The 17,363-nt window shown below is 69.1% G+C and carries 10 protein-coding genes and 2 pseudogenes; 6 read left to right on the top strand and 6 right to left on the bottom strand.

From position 1 onward, the window contains the following. Window positions 1–7 precede the first annotated feature (7 nt). Together BEN78_09300 and BEN78_09295 are read right to left on the bottom strand one after the other, a co-directional pair. A pseudogene (locus BEN78_09300) lies at window positions 8–663 on the bottom strand (disulfide bond formation protein DsbC). A gap of 1,290 nt (window positions 664–1,953) precedes the next feature. Then, window positions 1,954–2,931, bottom strand: coding sequence for a site-specific tyrosine recombinase XerD (locus BEN78_09295; GenBank protein ID ASR43537.1), 978 nt, complete (start codon window positions 2,929–2,931; stop codon window positions 1,954–1,956). A gap of 124 nt (window positions 2,932–3,055) precedes the next feature. On the opposite strand from BEN78_09295, the gene BEN78_09290 reads away from it, so the two are divergent. Then, window positions 3,056–3,538: a hypothetical protein gene (locus BEN78_09290; GenBank protein ASR43536.1), complete on the top strand. Its 483-nt coding sequence runs from the start codon at window positions 3,056–3,058 to the stop codon at window positions 3,536–3,538. A 128-nt stretch (window positions 3,539–3,666) separates the two neighbouring features. On the opposite strand, the gene BEN78_09285 is transcribed toward BEN78_09290, so the two are convergent. Continuing rightward, window positions 3,667–4,776, bottom strand: a complete 1,110-nt coding sequence (locus BEN78_09285) for an LPS export ABC transporter permease LptG (GenBank protein ASR45047.1) — start codon at window positions 4,774–4,776, stop codon at window positions 3,667–3,669. Then, the gene (locus BEN78_09280; protein ASR43535.1) at window positions 4,773–5,858 is read right to left on the bottom strand and encodes an LPS export ABC transporter permease LptF; all 1,086 of its coding nucleotides are present in this window, start codon (window positions 5,856–5,858) and stop codon (window positions 4,773–4,775) included. The genes BEN78_09285 and BEN78_09280 overlap by 4 nt, the downstream gene beginning before the upstream one ends. A gap of 135 nt (window positions 5,859–5,993) precedes the next feature. On the opposite strand from BEN78_09280, the gene BEN78_09275 reads away from it, so the two are divergent. The 5 genes and pseudogenes from BEN78_09275 (at window position 5,994) to BEN78_09255 (ending at window position 13,335) form a co-directional block, all read left to right on the top strand. Beyond that, entirely contained in the window at window positions 5,994–7,475 is a 1,482-nt protein-coding gene (locus tag BEN78_09275) for a leucyl aminopeptidase (protein ASR43534.1), read from the top strand. 128 nt (window positions 7,476–7,603) lie between these two features. Then, window positions 7,604–8,026 carry a DNA polymerase III subunit chi gene (locus BEN78_09270; protein ASR43533.1) on the top strand — a complete coding sequence of 141 codons (423 nt, stop codon included), beginning with the start codon at window positions 7,604–7,606 and terminating at the stop codon, window positions 8,024–8,026. A gap of 113 nt (window positions 8,027–8,139) precedes the next feature. After that, window positions 8,140–10,971, top strand: a complete 2,832-nt coding sequence (locus BEN78_09265) for a valine--tRNA ligase (protein ID ASR43532.1) — start codon at window positions 8,140–8,142, stop codon at window positions 10,969–10,971. Between the two features lie 182 nt (window positions 10,972–11,153). Further along, window positions 11,154–12,398: pseudogene (locus tag BEN78_09260) on the top strand (pyridine nucleotide-disulfide oxidoreductase). A gap of 127 nt (window positions 12,399–12,525) precedes the next feature. Further along, window positions 12,526–13,335, top strand: a complete 810-nt coding sequence (locus BEN78_09255; protein ASR43531.1) for a zinc transporter ZupT — start codon at window positions 12,526–12,528, stop codon at window positions 13,333–13,335. 159 nt (window positions 13,336–13,494) lie between these two features. Here BEN78_09255 and BEN78_09250 read toward each other — a convergent pair whose 3' ends face one another. Beyond that, window positions 13,495–14,373 carry an RNA polymerase factor sigma-32 gene (locus BEN78_09250; protein ID ASR43530.1) on the bottom strand — a complete coding sequence of 293 codons (879 nt, stop codon included), beginning with the start codon at window positions 14,371–14,373 and terminating at the stop codon, window positions 13,495–13,497. A 186-nt stretch (window positions 14,374–14,559) separates the two neighbouring features. Beyond that, window positions 14,560–17,334: a glutamine-synthetase adenylyltransferase gene (locus BEN78_09245; protein ID ASR43529.1), complete on the bottom strand. Its 2,775-nt coding sequence runs from the start codon at window positions 17,332–17,334 to the stop codon at window positions 14,560–14,562. Window positions 17,335–17,363: the final 29 nt, after the last annotated feature.

Raw genomic sequence — 17,363 nt, 5'->3', positions numbered from 1 at the left:
TGTCGGCTCAGCGGCCGCCGGCGGCGCCGGCCAGGCGTTGCAGCGCGGCGAGCAACTGGTCGGGGGCATGTAGCCCGGCATCTGAGTGCCGTCCTCGGCCACGATCATCGGGGTGCCGGTCAGGCCCACGCGCTGGCCCAGCGCGTAATGCGCCGCCACCGGATTGGCGCAGGGCTGGGAGGTCACCCGGCGCCCGGCTTTGGCATCGGTCAGCGCCTTGCGGCGATCGGCCGCGCACCACACCGACTCCATCAGCCGGAAATCCTCGCTGCCAGGCCCCATGCGCGGATAGGCCAGGTATTCGATCGCAATGCCGCGCTTGTTGTACTCGGCGATGTCGTCGTGCAGACGACGGCAGTACCCGCATTCGACGTCGGTGAAGACCGACACGGTGTACTTGGGGTTGGCCGGTGCGAAGATGATCCGCTGCTCCTCGGGCACCTCCGACAGCAGGCGCTTGCGCAGCTGCGACAGTCCGGACTGGCTCAGGTCGCGCTTCTCTTGCGCATCGAACAGGCTGCCCTGCATGACGTAGCGGCCATCATTGCTGACGTAGAGCACCTGGCCGGCAACGATCACCTCCTGGAACCCCGGCAGCGGCGCGTCGTGGATGCTCTCGATCGAGACCTGCGGGTTGATCGACAGGATCGCGTTGCGCGCGATCGCGGCCGGCGTGCCCGGGGCGGCGGCGGGACATTGGCGGCAGCGCTCGCGGCCGAGGTCGGTGCGGCCGGGTTGGCCGCCGCATCAGGGGTACTCGTGCCCTGGGCACAGGCGGACAGGCTGAAGGCGCTCAACAGGGCGAACAGGTATCGCTTCATCGCATCGGGCTACCGCGGACGGAGAAACTCCAGGACCGGCGATTCTGGCACGAAGCCGTGACCGGGAATCGAACCGGGGCCTTGCGGTCGCATTGGTGTTCACGGGCAGAATGGCGAACGGGGCCTTCGGGTGCCGGGCACCGCCAGCGGGCAGACGCCGTGTCGACCACGATGCCCGAGCTTCCCCCACCCGGCGCCTGCGGCGCCGACCTCCCCCGCAAGCGGAGGAGGTAGCCCCAAGCGAAGGAGGTAACGCGCGACCCTGCTTTTCGCCCCTTCTCCCGCCTGCGGGGGCGTTGCTCTCTTCACGGTTGGAAGGTGGGATAGGGTGCATTTCGCGCAAAGCTCGTGCCCGCAGACGGGAAGCGACGCACGAGGTTGCCCCCACCTGGCACCAGCGGCGTTGACCTCCCACGCAAACGGGGAAGTACCCTGCGCGATTCTGCTTTTCGCCCCTTCCCTCGCCTGCGGGGGAAGGTTGGGATGGGGGTGCATTTCGCGCAAAGCCTGTGCGCGCAGACGGGAGGCGACGCTCGAGGTTGCCCCCACCTGGCACCTGCGGCGTTGACCTCCCGCGCAAACGGGGAAGTACCCTGCGCGATTCTGCTTTTCGCCCCTTCCCTCGCCTGCGGGGGAAGGTTGGGATGGGGGTGCATTTCGCGCAAGCCTGTGCGCGCAGACGGGAGGCGATCCGGCCTGCCCGTTGGGCGGGCTCTTCCGCGCGCCGGCCCCGCCCAGCACGCGGCGCGTTCGCGCATGCGCGGTCGGCGTCGGGTCGCAATCGGCTATTCGCTCCAGCGCTCGCCCGTCCTCGCGAAGCACGCGAGGCGTTCGCCAAGCCCGCGCGGCAGTGCCGCCTCGGAGTCGATACCTCCCACCGCCGTCCATGGCGGAGCCTAGTCGCTTGACGAACGCCCAGCCCGGCTGGCCGGCCCCGCGCAGCACGCGGGGCGTTCGCCCAGGGCGCGAGGCGGTGCCTCGCAGCGCCCTCGTCTCACCCTTGGCCGGGCGTTCGCGCATGCGGGGTCGGCGTCGGGTCGCAATCGGCTATTCGCTCCAGCGCTCGCCCGGCCTCGCGAAGCACGCGAGGCGTTCGCGCATGCGCGAGCCAGTGGCTCGCAAGCGCATGCGCTCACCCCCTAGGGTGATGGGTGGCGTGGAGGCGTTTGAGGTGTTCGCGGGCGACGAGGGTGTAGATCTGGGTCGTCGACAGGGAACTGTGGCCGAGCAGCATCTGCAGCGCGCGCAGGTCGGCGCCGTGGTTGAGCAGATGGGTGGCGAAACTGTGGCGCAGGCCGTGTGGGCTGATCCGGGCCGGGTCGATGCCTGCGATCGCGGCATAGCGCTTGACCAGGCCCCAGAACTGCTGCCGGGACAGCGGCAGGCGTCGGGCGGTCAGGAACAGCGGCGTGCCACCCTGGGTGTCGGCCGGCAGCGGCTTGCCGCCGGCCAGCACCGGGCGGGCCTCGGCCAGATACCGCTGCAACCAGTGCTGCGCCTCTTCGCCCAGCGGCACCAGGCGGGTGCGTTCGCCCTTGCCGGTGACCCGCAGTGCGCCCTGGCGCAGATTGACGCCATTGGCCGGCAGGCCGGTCAGCTCGCTGACCCGCAGGCCGCAGGCGTACATCAGCTCGAGCATCGTGCGATCGCGCAAGCCATCGGCGGCGGTCACATCCGGCGCGGCGAGCAAGGCCTCGATCTGCGATTCGCCCAAGGCCTTGGGCAGCGGCCGAGGCAGCTTCGGCGGTTCGAGCAGGGCGGTCGGATCGTCGGCGCGGCCATGCCGGCGCTGCCGGTCGGCGTAGAACGCGCGCAGCGCCGACAGCAGCCGCGCATTGCTGCGCGGCGACCAGCCATGGCGGGTGCGCCATGCCAGGTAGTCGAACAGCGCGGCACGGTCCGCGTTGGCGATGCCGCCGTCGCGGCCGTCGCGCCAGCGCGCGAGCCCTTCCAGGTCGCGACGGTAGGCCGAACCGGTCTGCGCGGCGATGCCGGTCTCGGCCCAGAACGCGTCGAGAAACCCTTCGATCGCAGCGCGGTCATCGTCGCGCAACGGTGGCAGGCCGACCACGAGGGCGCGGCGTTCGGCGGGTGTGGCGGTGGTCGGCATATCGTGCACAGCTTAGAGCCTGACGGCCGACCCCACACCGTCGGTCTGACATCCGCCGCCGAACGCAGGCGTCATCGTCGCGCCTGCGCAGCGCAACACCGGGCGCTGCCGCTATCCTGTCGCGATGTCTGCATCGCTTTCCCGTCCCGCCGCCCCTGCTCGCCCCTGGATCGGCTGGCGACTGCTGGCGCTGGTCTACGATCTTTGGCCGGCGCTCGCGTTGTGGCTGTTGCTATCGGCCCTGTTCACCGCGGGCTATACCTTCGCCGGGCATCACGACCCGCATGAGAACATCGCGCCGCTGAGCACGCTGCAGTGGCTGCTGTGGCTGTGCTGCTGGCTGGCGACCGGCGCTTATGCGGTCGTGAGTTGGCGCCACGGCGGCCAGACATTGGGCATGCGGCCCTGGCGCATCCGGGTGCGCGGGCACGATGGCGGCCAGCCGACGGCACGCGCGTTGTGGCTGCGTTTCGCGATCGGGACGGTGTCGCTGCTGGCTGGCGGCCTGGGGTTCTGGTGGGCCTGGTTCGATCGCGACCGCCTGACCTGGCACGACCGGGCGAGCGGCACCCGGATCGTGCGCGATCCCAAGCGGTCTGCGCGCTGAGAGGCCCTGCGCTGCCCGGGGCGCCAGGGGCGCAGCCGACCGCATGCCCACGTCGAAATGACAGTTCAAACCCGCCGCCGGCCATCGTTGTTCGCGGCCCGGCAAGCGCCGCCCGACGCCGCCGCCCGTCAGGCGCTGCGTCGACGGAACAGCAGCCAGGACACCAGCAGCATCACGCTAGGTGGCAGCAGGTAGGCCAGGCGGAAATCGATCCGGTAGACCGCGGCGAACTTCACCACCTGCATCTGCATGAGCCAGAAGCCGAGCGCGAACACCACGCCGATAAAGAGGCGCTTACCGGCATTGCCGCTGCGCAGCGAGCCGAACGCGAACGGAATCGCAGCCAGGCACAGCGCGAGCACATTGAGCGGGTAGAACCAGCGCCCCCAGTAATGCTCCTCGAACTCGCCGGCGTCGAGTTGGTTGCGCTTGCGATACTCGATGCCCGCGCGCAGTTCGCTGGCCGGCATGTAGCGCGGCCGCCAGATGCTGCTGGCGCTGGCCGCCAGCGTGGACGCGTCGAGCTGCGAGGCCCAGTGCTCTTCGAGCGCCTCGGTCCGGGTCACTGCGCGCGGCTCGAACCAGGTGCGCTGCACGTCGCGCAGCAGCCAGCCGTCGGCGCCGTGCTCGGCGGTCTTGGCGTGGGCGACAGACTCCAGGCGGCCGTCGCTCGCGAACTCGAACAGGCGCACGTCCTGCAACTGGATCCGGCTGCCGCCCGCCTCGGCGACTTCGCTGCCGTTCTGCGCATTGAGGAAGGTGTCGCCCTCGCGCGCCCACAGGCCCGAATACCGGCCAACCACCATGTTGTTCGAGCGCTGGGCCGATTTCATGCTGTCGGCGCTGCGCTGGGCCATCGGCCCCAGGGTCTCGCCGTTGACCACCATTAGGGCCGTCAGCACCAGCAGCGGCAGAGCGACCGAGATGGCCAGACGTGTGCGCGACAGGCCCAGCGCACGCATCGCGATCAGTTCCGAAGTCGCGGCCAGTTGCCCCAGGCCCATCAGCGACCCGATCACCGCCGCGGTCGGGAACATCACATAGGCGCGGCGCGGCAGCGTCTGCAGGATGTAGGCCACCGCCGACATATAGGTGTAGTTGCCCTGCCCGACCGCGCCGATCTCGTTGACGCCGGCCATCAACGCGTCCAGCCCGACCAGCACCACCCAGGTCGCGAACACCGCGATGGTGACCATGCGGGCGACGTAAAGATCATGGATCCGCACCCACGGCCTCATCGCGCACGCCTCCACTTCGGCGCGACCACACGGCCATCGCGGAAATACAGCCAGGCGCCGAAGCCCAGCAACGGCAGCACCAGCCACCACAAACCCAGGGCGACCGGAATCCGGCCCTCGCCGACCCAGTCGGCACCCAGCATCATCAGGTTCATGCCCATGACGTAGGCCAAAAAGCCCATCATCATCCGACCGTAGCGGGCCTGGCGCGGCGGACTTCGGGCCAGCGGCACCGCGAGCAGCGCGAAGGCCAATGCCAACAGCGGCGGCGCCAGCCGGAAATGCAGCTGCGCGCGGGCCTCGCGGCGGTCGTCGCCAAGCAGCGCCAGCGTCGGCTGCAGCGCCGGATCGTCGGCATCGGCGCCCAGATCGGCGGCCGGCAACCGGATCTCGTTGCTGGCATAGCGCATCAGCCGGTAATCGAGCCCGGCATCGAGCGGGCCTTCGACGCGGAAGCCCTCATCGAGCCGCAGAAAGCGCCCCGCCGCCTCGACACTCAATTCGCCGCTCAGCGCGGTGGTCACGTCCATGCGCCCGTCGTCCTGGCGATAGACGAAGACCCGACCCAGGCGGCTGCCGTCGTCGGACATCGCATTGACGTACACCACGCCGTTGCCGCCGGGGAACTCGACGAACCGGCCGGCCTCCAGCCCCGAGACCAGCAGGCTGCGTTGGCCGGCTTCGATCATCTGCTGCGAGTAGCCACGAGCCCACGGGCCGAGCCACAGCGAGCAGGCGCCGATGAACAGCGTCATCGGCACCACGACCAGTGCCAGCGGCCGCAACAGCCGCACCGGGCCGACGCCGACCGAGGTCAGCACCGGCATTTCCGAATCGCGGTACAGGCGTCCGAACGCCAGCATCAGGCCCAGCATCAGGCCCAGCGGCAGGATCAACGGCAGATAGTTGACGACCTGCAAGCCCAGTTGGGCCAGCATCAGGCCGGCCGGCACCCGGCCGCGCGCGATGTCGCCGAGCACATCGGCGAACACCCCACCGAGGCTGACGATCATCAGCACCACCAGCGCCGCGAAGGTCGCCTGGGCAAATTCGCGGAACAGGTAGCGGTCGAGCTTCGGCATCGGGCGCGGGGGCTTTGCTTTAGACTTGGGGGTTCGTCCAGCCGCGCCTTCACGACGCATCTGCGATGGCGAGCCTGTCACAGGCCACGCCCGCTGGACCGTGAAGTGTACCGATCACCCCATGGAATCTGGTTGATGACCCTCGAATTCTCCCTGAACCGCGACGCGCCCCCCACTTTGTCGAGCGACTGCCTGGTCGTTGGCGTCTTCGCCGACGGTCCGCTGTCGGGCGCGGCGGCCGCCATCGACACCGCCAGCGGCGGTCGCCTGTCGGCGCTCGCCCAGCGCGGCGACCTGCCCGGCAAGCCCGGGCGCACCACGCTGCTGCACGACCTGCCCGGCGTGACCGCACCACGCGTGCTGGCCGTCGGCCTGGGCGAGCGCGCCAAGTTCGGTGCGCCCCAGTACCTGCGCGCCGTCGGCGATGCGATCCGCGCCCTCAAGGACGGCACCATCGCCAACGCGGCGCTGGCACTGGCCGACCTCGAGGTCGCCGGCCACGACACCGCGTGGACGATCCGCCAGGCGGTGATCGCCGCCGATCACGCTGCCTATCGCTATGTCGCCACGCTGGGCGCGCGCAACAAGAAGCGCGAGCCGGCGAAGCTGGCTTCGATCGCCATCGTCGGCGACGACGACCAGGCACTGGCGCAGGGCAAGGCGATCGCGGCAGGTGTGAAGTTCGCGCGCGAACTGGGCAACCTGCCGCCGAACGTCTGCAATCCGGCCTATCTGGCCGAACAGGCGCGCACGTTCGCCGACCGTTTCGACAAGGCCTCATGCGAAGTGCTCGACGAAGCGCAGATGGAAGCGCTGGGCATGGGCTCGCTGCTGGCCGTCGCCCGCGGCTCGGCCAACCGCCCCCGCCTGGTCGTGCTGAGCTGGAAGAACGGTGGCGACGCCAAGCCCTACGTCCTGGTCGGCAAGGGCATCACCTTCGACACCGGCGGCGTCAACCTCAAGACGCAGGGCGGCATCGAGGAGATGAAGTTCGACATGTGCGGCGCGGCGACGGTCATGGGCACGTTCGTGTCCGCGGTCGGCCTGGACCTGCCGATCAATCTGCACGTCGTGGTGCCGGCGGTCGAGAACGCGATCGACGGCAACAGCTATCGCCCGTCCGACGTCATCACCAGCATGTCGGGCAAGACGATCGAGGTCGGTAACACCGACGCCGAGGGCCGGCTGATCCTGTGCGACGCGCTGACCTACGCCGAGCGTTTCGAGCCGGCCGCCCTGGTCGACGTCGCCACGCTGACCGGCGCCTGCATGGTCGCACTCGGCACACAGGCCACCGGCCTGATGAGCAAGCACGACGACCTGGCCGCCGAACTGCTGGCCGCCGGCGAGCACGTCTTCGACCGCGCCTGGCGCCTGCCGCTGTGGGACGAGTACCAGTCGATGCTCGATTCCAACTTCGCCGACGTCTACAACATCGGCGGCCGCTGGGGCGGCGCGATCACGGCCGGCTGCTTCCTCTCGCGCTTCACCGAAGGACAGCGCTGGGCCCATCTGGACATCGCCGGCAGCGCCAGCGGCAGCGGCAAGATGGCCTACGCCACCGGCCGTCCCGTCGGCCTGCTGTCGCAGTGGCTGCTCGACCGCACCGCCGCCTGAAAACCGGGGTCAGAGTGCAATTTCGCAAGGCGAAATTTCACTCTGACCCCGCGTCGAATTGCACTCTGATCCCGGTTTAGCCCGCTCGACTGATCCCTGCTGAGACGACCTCTTTCTCTGCCTTTTCCATGCGCGCCGACTTCTATCTGATCGCCAAGCCCCGTTTCCGCGATGAGCCGCTCCGGCTGGTCTGCGAACTGGTGCGCAAGGCCTATGCCGCGCAGCAGTGGACGCTGGTGCTGGCGCGCGACATGGCGCAAGCCGAGATGCTCGACGACATGCTCTGGGACATGGGCGAGGACGACTACATCCCGCACCAGATCGCTGGTACCGACGACGAAGACGACGAGGCGCCGGTGCTGATCGCAGCCCCCGACACCGACACCCCGATGCGCGCGTTGGTGATCAACCTGCGCGATGCCGCGGTCGACGGCGGCTTCGAACGCGTACTCGAAGTCGTCCCCGCCGACGACTCGGCCCGTGAACCTCTGCGCGAGCGCTGGCGCCACTACAAGGCCGCCGGACTCGAGGTCTCCAAGCACGACATGTGAGGGCAAGGCCGAACACCGGGATCGGGGCTTTGGCGTCGAGCGATGCCGCCCACCCCGCCCTGTATACGCGCCCCCATCACGAATCACCCATCACGAATCACGGCGCTCCCACCATGCCTCTCGCCCCCAGCTACGACCCCGGTTCCTTCGAAGCCCGCCTGTACGCCGAGTGGGAGGCCGGCGGCGTGTTCGCGCCGCAGGGTGACGGCCCGGCTTACACGATCCTGCTGCCGCCGCCCAACGTCACCGGCACGCTGCACATGGGGCATGCGTTCCAGCACACGCTGCAGGACGCCCTGGTGCGCTATCACCGGATGCGCGGCTACCGCACGCTCTGGCAGATGGGCACCGACCACGCCGGTATCGCGACCGAAATGGTGGTCTCGCGCAACCTCAAGCTGGCCGGCAGCAGCGAGACCCGCGATTCGCTGGGGCGCGAGCGTTTCATCGAGAAGGTGTGGGAATGGAAGGCCGAGTCGGGTGGCACGATCGAGCGCCAGATGCGCCGATTGGGCGCCTCGGGCGACTGGTCGCGCACGACGTTCACGATGGACCCGCAACCGTCGCAGGCCGTGGTCGAGGCCTTTGTGCGCCTGCACGAGCAAGGCTTGATCTACCGTGGCCAGCGTCTGGTCAACTGGGATCCCGTGCTCAAGACCGCGATCTCCGACCTGGAGGTCGTCAGCGAAGAGGAAGACGGCTTCCTGTGGGAAATCCGCTACCCGCTGGCCGACGGCGCGACCTACGAGCACATCGAGATCGACGCCGACGGCCACGAGACATTGCGAGAGACGCGCGACCACCTGGTCGTGGCCACCACGCGGCCGGAAACGATGCTCGGCGACACCGCCGTGATGGTGCACCCGGAGGACTCGCGCTACGCAGCCCTGATCGGCAAGGCCGTGGCACTGCCGTTGACCGGCCGGACGATCCCGGTGATCGGCGACGCCTACGTCGACCGTGCATTCGGCACTGGCGTGGTCAAGGTGACCCCGGCGCACGACTTCAACGACTACCAGGTCGGCCAGCGCCACGGCCTGCCGACGATCAATCTGTTTACCCCCGACGCCGCGCTCAACGACGCGGCGCCCGAGCGCTTCCGCGGCATGGACCGCTTCGAGGCGCGCAAGGCCGTGCTCGCCGAACTCGAGGCCGAGGGGCTGATGCTGCAGGCGCGCCCGCACAAGCTGCAGGTGCCGCGTGGCGACCGCACCGGCCAGGTCATCGAGCCTTATCTGACCGACCAATGGTTCGTCGCGATGGACGGCCTGGCCCAGCGCGGCCTGGCGCTCGTGGAAAGCGGCGCCGTCAAGTTCGTCCCGCCGAACTGGACCAGCACCTATCGCCACTGGATGGAGAACATCCAGGACTGGTGCATCAGCCGCCAGCTGTGGTGGGGACACCGCATCCCGGCGTGGTACGACGCCGCCGGCAATATCTATGTCGCCCGCACCGAAGCCGAGGCGCGCGAGAAGGCGGGCCTGGGGCCGGACGTGGCGCTGACCCAGGACAGCGACGTGCTCGAGACGTGGTTCTCGTCCGGGCTGTGGCCGATCGGCACGATGGGCTGGCCGGACACGGCGGCGATGGACGCGCGCGGCTTCGCGCAATTCGTCCCTTCGAGCGTGCTGGTCACCGGCTTCGACATCATCTTCTTCTGGGTGGCACGGATGATCATGCTGACCGATCATCTGGTCGGCCAGGTGCCGTTCCGCGACGTCTACATGACCGGTCTGGTCCGCGACAAGGACGGCCAGAAGATGTCCAAGTCCAAGGGCAACGTGCTCGACCCGCTCGACATCATCGATGGCATCACGATCGAGGATCTGGTCGCCAAGCGCACCACGGGGCTGATGAAGCCCAAGGATGCGCCGAAGATCGAGAAGGCCACGCGCAAGGAGTTCCCCGAAGGCATCGCCGCGCATGGCGCCGATCCGCTGCGCTTCACGATGGCCGCGCTCGCGGGCCCCGGTCGCGACATCAAGTTCGACCTCGGCCGCGCGGAGGGCTACAAGAACTTCTGCAACAAGCTGTGGAATGCCACACGCTTCGTGCTGATGAACACCGAGGGCTTCGACGCTGCCACGGCCGATACCGCCTGGCCGGTGACCGACACCGAGAAGTGGATCCTGTCGCGACTCGACCAGGCCGCCAACGAAGCCCGTACGCATTTCGAGAGCTACCGCTTCGACCTGCTTGCGCAGACGCTCTACGAGTTCGCCTGGAACCAATTCTGCGACTGGTTCGTCGAGCTCGCCAAGCCCGCGCTGCTGGGCACCGACCAAGCGGCCGCCGACAGCACCCGCCGCACCCTGCTGCACGTGCTCGAATCGCTGCTGCGACTGCTGCATCCGCTGATTCCGTTCGTCACCGAGGAACTGTGGCGCCAGGTCGCGCCGCGGCTGGGCATCGCGGACACGACGATCTCGCTGCGTCCCTATCCCCAGGCCGACGCGCAGGCCGTGGCCGCGTACTCGAAGGCCGACGCCGATGTCGAATGGCTCAAGCAGATGGTCAGCGCCCTGCGCCGCATCCGCAGCGAACTGGGCGTTTCACCGTCGCGCCAGATCGTGCTGCTGACTCGGGAAGACCACCCGCTGTCGACCGAGCGGCTGCGTCGCTTCGACTCGCAGCTGCGCTCCCTCGTCCGCCTGGAGCGCATCGACCGCCTCGAAGGCGACCCGCCGCCGGCAGCCACGGCCCTGGTCGGCGAGTTCGCGCTGTACGTCCCGCTCGAAGGTCTGGTCGACCTCGATGCCGAACGCACGCGCCTGGACAAGGAACTCAAGCGCGTCGAAGGCGAACTGGCCAAGTGCCACGGCAAGCTGTCGAACGAGACCTTCGTCAAGAACGCCCCGATGACCGTGGTCGAACAGGAACGCCAGCGCCTGGCCGACTGGACCGCACAGCGCGACGCCCTCGCCGCACAACGCGCCCGGCTGTGACCGCGCAGCGCTAGCCCCCGCAGAACCGGGGTCAGAGTCGATTATTCGCCCGCATCCATCAGGCCGCGGCGAATCCAGTGGACGCTGCCCCCGGTTGCTTGAAAATTCGACTCTGACCCCGGTTTTGTGTGTGTGCACGGCGCTCGACCTAGAATCGAGCGTCCCCGCTTCGAGAGGCCGCGATGTCCGCCGCTTCCGATCTTCCCCGCGTCGTCATCGTCGGCGGCGGCTTCGCCGGGCTCTGGGCCACGCGTGCCCTGGCGCGCGCGCCAGTGCGCATCACGCTGATCGACCGCGGCAACCATCACCTGTTCCAGCCGCTGCTCTATCAGGTCGCCACGGCCGGCCTGTCGGCGCCTGACATCGCCGCGCCGCTGCGTCACATCCTGCGACGCCAGCGCAACGTCGAGGTCCGCATGGCCGAGGTCGAGGGCATCGACCCCGAGGCCCGCACGCTCACCCTCGATGGCGGCATGACCTTGGGCTACGACCGCTTGGTCCTCGCCGCCGGCGCCACCCACGCTTATTTCGGCAATGACCGCTGGGCGCCACACGCGCCGGGGCTGAAAACGCTCGACGACGCGCTGCACCTGCGTCGCCGCATGCTGTTGGCGTTCGAGCGCGCCGAGGCCGAAGCCGATCCCGACGCCCGCGCCGCGTGGCTGAGCTTCGCGATCGTCGGGGGCGGTCCGACTGGCGTCGAACTGGCCGGGACGCTGGCCGAGATCGCGCGCCACACCCTGCGCAGCGAGTTCCGGCATATCGACCCTGCGCTGGCCAAGGTCCGGCTGATCGAGGCCGGTCCACGCGTGCTCGCCTCGTTCCCCGAGGACCTGTCGGCCAAGGCCCGCCGCCAGTTGGAAAAGCTCGGGGTGGAGGTGCTCACCGGCGAACCGGTCGCCGAGATCGATGCCGAGGGCTACCGGATCGGCGAGCGTCGCATCGCCGCCCGGACCGTGATCTGGGCTGCCGGCGTCGCGGCCTCGCCGCTGGGCGCGCTGTTGGACGTGCCGCGCGATCGCGCCGGCCGTGTGCAGGTGACCCCCGACCTCACTGTGCCCGGCCATCCCGAGATCTACGCCATCGGCGACATGGTCGCGGTCCAGAGCGAGGGACGCACGGTGCCGGGCGTGGCGCCCGCCGCCAAGCAGATGGGCGAGCACGCAGCCACCAATCTGCTCGCCGACTTGCGCAACCAGCCCAGGACCCCGTTCGTCTATCGCGACTACGGCAACCTCGCCACGATCGGCCGCATGGCCGGCGTCGCCCACCTCGGGCGCATCAAGCTCTCGGGCGCGCCCGCCTGGTGGTTCTGGCTGGTCGCCCACGTGTTCTTCCTGATCGGCTTCCGCAACCGCGTCGTAGTGCTGCTGAACTGGACGCTCGCCTACTGGACCCACCGGCGGGCCGCCCGGATCATCTTCGGGCCGGCACCGGAAGTGGGACCCGAAGCGGGGGTGCAGGACCATTCGCTGCAGGCTTCGGATAGCATGGCCGCTCATCCGTCGACGCCCGACACGGCGCCGGACTGACCACTTCGATCCGGCCGCCCCCATGCTCGACATCTCCAGCCAGCACTTTTTGATCGCGCTCGCGGTCACCACCGCCGCTGGCCTGGCGACCGGCCTGGGCAGCCTGCTGGTGATCTTCGCCAAGCAGCCCAATGCGCGGCTGCTCGCATTCGGGCTCGCATTCGCGGCCGGCGCGATGGTCTATGTGTCGCTGACCGAGATCCTCGACAAGTCGATCCTCGCCTTCACGGACGCCTACGGTCCGCAGCTCGGCTTCACCTGGGGAACGTTCGCGTTCCTCGGCGGCCTGCTGTTCATCGTCGCCATCGACAAGCTGGTGCCCAACCCGCACGAGCGGCTGGAGGTCGACGACCCGTACTTCCGCGAGCACAACGCCAGCTACGTCAAACGCGTCGGCCTGCTGACGGCGATCGCGATCACCGCGCACAACTTTCCCGAAGGCCTGGCGACGTTCTTCGCCACGATCGAGAACCCCGGCGTCGGTCTGCCGTTGGCATTCGCCATCGCGATCCACAACATCCCCGAGGGCATTGCGATCGCAGTCCCGGTGTACTTTGCCACCAACAACAAGACCTACGCCTTCCTGGCCTGTCTGCTGTCGGGCCTGGCCGAGCCGCTGGGCGCCCTGATCGGCTACGCGCTGCTGCGCCCGTTCCTGTCCGAACCGGTGTTCGGTGCCGTCTTCGGGCTCATTGCCGGCGTCATGGTCTTCCTCGCACTCGACGAATTGCTGCCCGCCGCCAAGCGCTACGCCAAGGGCCACGAAACCGTCTACGGGTTGGTCACCGGCATGGCCGCACTGGCGTTGAGCCTGGTGCTGTTCAAGTGGTGATCGAGGCGCGGCTGCCCGATCGCCGGTAAGACGCCGCATCGGCAGGTGCAAGCCCACCAGGTCATCGCGCCTCGCGCCAGCTGCCCGGCGGCAGCCCACATGCAGACGGCCCGCTTGCGCGGGCCGTCAGTCTGTATCCTGCGGTGGCTACTGCGGCACTCAGGCCGCGAACAACGCCTTCATCTTCTTCAGTGCGTTGGCCTCGACCTGGCGGATCCGCTCGGCGGACACGCCGTACTCGTCGGCCAGTTCCTGCAGCGTCACCTTGTGCTCGTCGTCGAGCCAGCGGCGACGGATGATGTCGCGCGAGCGGGCGTCGAGCTTGGCCATGCCTTCGCGCAGCAGTTCGAGCTGGTCGGCCTCGCTGTCGCTGCGCTCGTAGGCCTGCGCCGGGTCCTCGTCCTGCGCGACGAGGTAGGCGACCGGCGCCGGTGGCGCATTGTCGTCGTCCTCGCCCGCGGGCGCATCGAAACCGATGTCGCGGCCCGACAGGCGAGATTCCATCTCCAGCACTTCGCGCTCGGAGACGTTGAGGTCGGCGGCAACGGTGCGCACTTCCTCGGCGTTGAGCCAGCCCAGACGGGTCTTGCTCTTGCGCAGGTTGAAGAACAGCTTGCGCTGCGCCTTGGTCGTGGCGACCTTCACGATGCGCCAGTTCTTGAGGATGAACTCGTGCATCTCGGCGCGGATCCAGTGCACGGCAAAGCTCACCAGTCGCACACCGACGTCCGGATCGAAGCGCTTGACCGCCTTCATCAGGCCGATGTTGCCTTCCTGGATCAGGTCGCCCAGCGGCAATCCGTAGCCGTTGTAACCGCGGGCCACATGGACGACGAAGCGCAGGTGCGAATGGACCAACTCGCGCGCGGCATCGAGATCGTCATGATCGCGATACCGCTGCGCCAGCGCCTGCTCCTCTTCGACCGTCAGCACCGGAATCTGGTGCACGGCGCCGATATAGGCATCGAGCGAACCGAGCGGGCTGGGGATCGGCAGGCTGTTGGCAACCAGGGCGTGGGTCATGGTCTGCGTGCTCATGAAAGGATGGTAGCAGTCTCCAGATATGACTGCTAAGGCTGCCGGAAGTTCCCGAGTGTTCTGGCCATGGAACGTCCAACGCTTTCTGGACAGGGACCGTTCACCCAAGCGGGTAGCCGCGCCACCGCTGTGGGCCGTCTCCAGAGGGTCAAGCCTGCGCCTGTCCGGGCGAATCCAGGATGAAGATCAGGCCCAGCCGGCGATACCTGCGATCGTCGCCCGAGCCGATGCCAGCGCCGGCGAGACCGATGCGATGCGCGGCCGGCGATCGAGCATGCAGGCCAGCGCCGCCTCCAGCAGACAGGCATGGCCCTGACGCAGCGCCTGACACTGGGTGGCCGGCAACAGGCCCGCCGCCGCCGCGGCCTCGAACAACGCCGGGCTGGCGCGGGGCACGAGCAGCTCGGGATGCGTCGCCGCGCCCTGCAGCACCAGCGACTGGGCCAGGAACTCCAGATCCACCAGCCCGCCCTCGCCCTGCTTGAGGTCGAACCGGTCGGCAGTCGAACGATCGAGTTCGCCACGCATGCGCCGGCGCATCGCGGCGATCTCCTCCCGCAGCGCCACAGGCTCGCGAGGCCGGGCCAGCGTGTCGTTGCGGACCGACTCGAACGCCTCGCGCATCGACGCATCGCCCGCAACCACCCGCGCACGCACCAGCGCCTGGTGTTCCCAGGTCCACGCGCGCTCGCGCTGGTACTCCGCGTAGCTGGCCAGCGACGAGACCAGCAGCCCTTTGCCGCCGTCCGGGCGCAGGCGCACGTCGACGTCGTAAAGCCGGCCACCGCCGGTCACCGTCCCCAGCAGCGCGACGATCTTCTGCGCCAGACGTGCCGCCCAGCGCTGGGCATCGAGCGGCCGGGCGCCATCGGATTGGGCGTCGGCGGGCGCGTCGTAGAGGAAGACCAGGTCGAGATCCGAACCGAACCCCAGTTCCTCGCCGCCCAGGCTGCCGTAACCGACCACTACGAAACGGGCGTCGGGCAACCGGCCATGGGCACGCTCGAGTTCGCGCATCGCCAGCGCGAGCACCACCGCGACCACCGCGTCAGCCAGCCAGGCCAACTGCCGGGTCGCGGTGGGAGGATCGAGCCTGCGATCGAGCGTGGCCAGCGCGATCCGGAAGCTCAGTTGCTGGCGGATCTCGTTGAGCGCGAGCAACGCCGATTCCAGATCGCGCTGTTGCAGCACGCGATTGCACTGGGTCGCCAGACCATCGCGCTCGGGCAGTGGACCCTCGACCCGGGCGTCGAGCAGTTCGTCGAGCAGCAGCGGATGCGCAGCGAGGCGCTCGGCGAGGAAGGCGCTGCGAGTCACCGCCTCCACCAGCCGCGCCAGCGCAGCCGGTTGCTCGTCGAGCAGGGCCAGATAGCTGGCACGTCGCAAGATGTTGTGCAGCAGCGCCAGCAGGCGGCGCACGGCCTGCAGCGGCCGATCCGCCGGCGCGGAGGCTTGCAGCAGCACCGGCATCAGCCGGTCGAGCCGCGCGCGCGCGTTGTCAGACAGATCGCGCACGCTCGGCGATCGGGCGAAGTCGCGCAGTGCCTCGGCGACCTCGCGCGCATCGGCAAAGCCGGCCTCAGCCAGCGTCTGCGCATCGCCGCCATCGGGCAGCGCGCGCCACCACGTCGCCAGATCGCTGTCGGTGTCGACGCGACGCTGCTGGCTGCGTACCGCCAGCAGCGCATCGAACTCGTGCGCGACGTGGCCGCGCTCGCGCCGCAGATCCGCCTCGAGCCCCGCCCAGTCGGCATAGCCCAGGCCGGACGCGATCCGCAGCCGGTCGAGCGGATCGGCCGGCAGTAGATGGGTTTGCGCATCGCGCAGCATCTGCAAGCGATTCTCGACGCGGCGCAGGAACAGGTACGCCGCCTGCAGTCGCGTCAGCGCCTCGTCGGACAATTGCCCGGCCGCATGCAGCGCCCGTAGCGCCGGCAGCAACCGTCGTTCGCGCAATGCCGGCTCGCGCCCACCCCGGATCAATTGCAGCGCCTGGGCCAGGAACTCGACTTCGCGGATGCCGCCGTCGCCGCGCTTGATGTCGTCGGCCAGTTCCCGACGCGCGACCTCGGCCGCGATCATGTCCTTCATCTGCCGCAGACCGTCGAGCGCACCGAAATCGAGATAGCGGCGGTAGACGAATGGCCGCAGCAGGTCAAGGAAACGCGCGCCCGCGGCGAGGTCGCCGGCCACGGGCCGCGCCTTCTGCCAGGCGTAACGTTCCCAGTCGCGCCCCTCGCGCTGGAAGTACTGCTCCATCGCCGCGAAGCTCAGCGCGATCCGGCCCGCATTGCCGAACGGCCGCAGGCGCAGGTCGACGCGATGGCAGAAGCCGTCGCCGGTGATCTCGTCGAGCAGCCGCGCCAGTTGTTGCCCCAGCCGGGTGAAGTAGTCCTCGGCCGCCAGCGACCGCGCGCCATCGCTCTCGCCGGCCGCTTCGAAGCCGTAGACCAGATCGATATCGGAGCTGAAGTTCAACTCGCCGCCGCCGAGCTTGCCGAGCCCGAACACCACCAGGCGCACCGGGCGGCCCTCGGCGTCGCGCACGACGCCGTGGCGGCTGGCGAAATCCTGTTCGAGGGCGCCCAGCGCGACCTGCAGGCAGGTCTCGGCCAACTGCGTGCTGCCGGCCAGCGTCGCTTCGACATCATCCAGCCCATGCACATCGCGCCAGATCAGTCGCGTCGAGCAGGCCAGGCGGTAGCGCCGCAGCAGCATCGGCCAGTCATTGCGATTGCCCGCCTCCAGCGACGGCGGTGTGGGCGACGTGTCGCCGTCGTCGGCCAGCAGTTGCGCAAGCAGGTCGGGCTGACGCTGCAGCACATCGATCGCAAGGTCGCTGGCGACCGCGACGGGGCGCAGCCGCGTCATCACCGCGGGGTCGGCGCCTACCTCATCCGGCAGGCGGGCCAACAGGCGGGCGACATGCGCATCGAGCGCTGCACGGGGATCGTCGGTCATCCCACCATCATGACAGCGGCCGCCGGTGC

Origin of the sequence: Xanthomonas citri pv. mangiferaeindicae (assembly GCA_002240395.1) — a bacterium.
Classification (GTDB): Bacteria; Pseudomonadota; Gammaproteobacteria; order Xanthomonadales; family Xanthomonadaceae; genus Luteimonas; species Luteimonas citri_A.
This window is presented reverse-complemented; position numbering and strand designations above follow the sequence as displayed.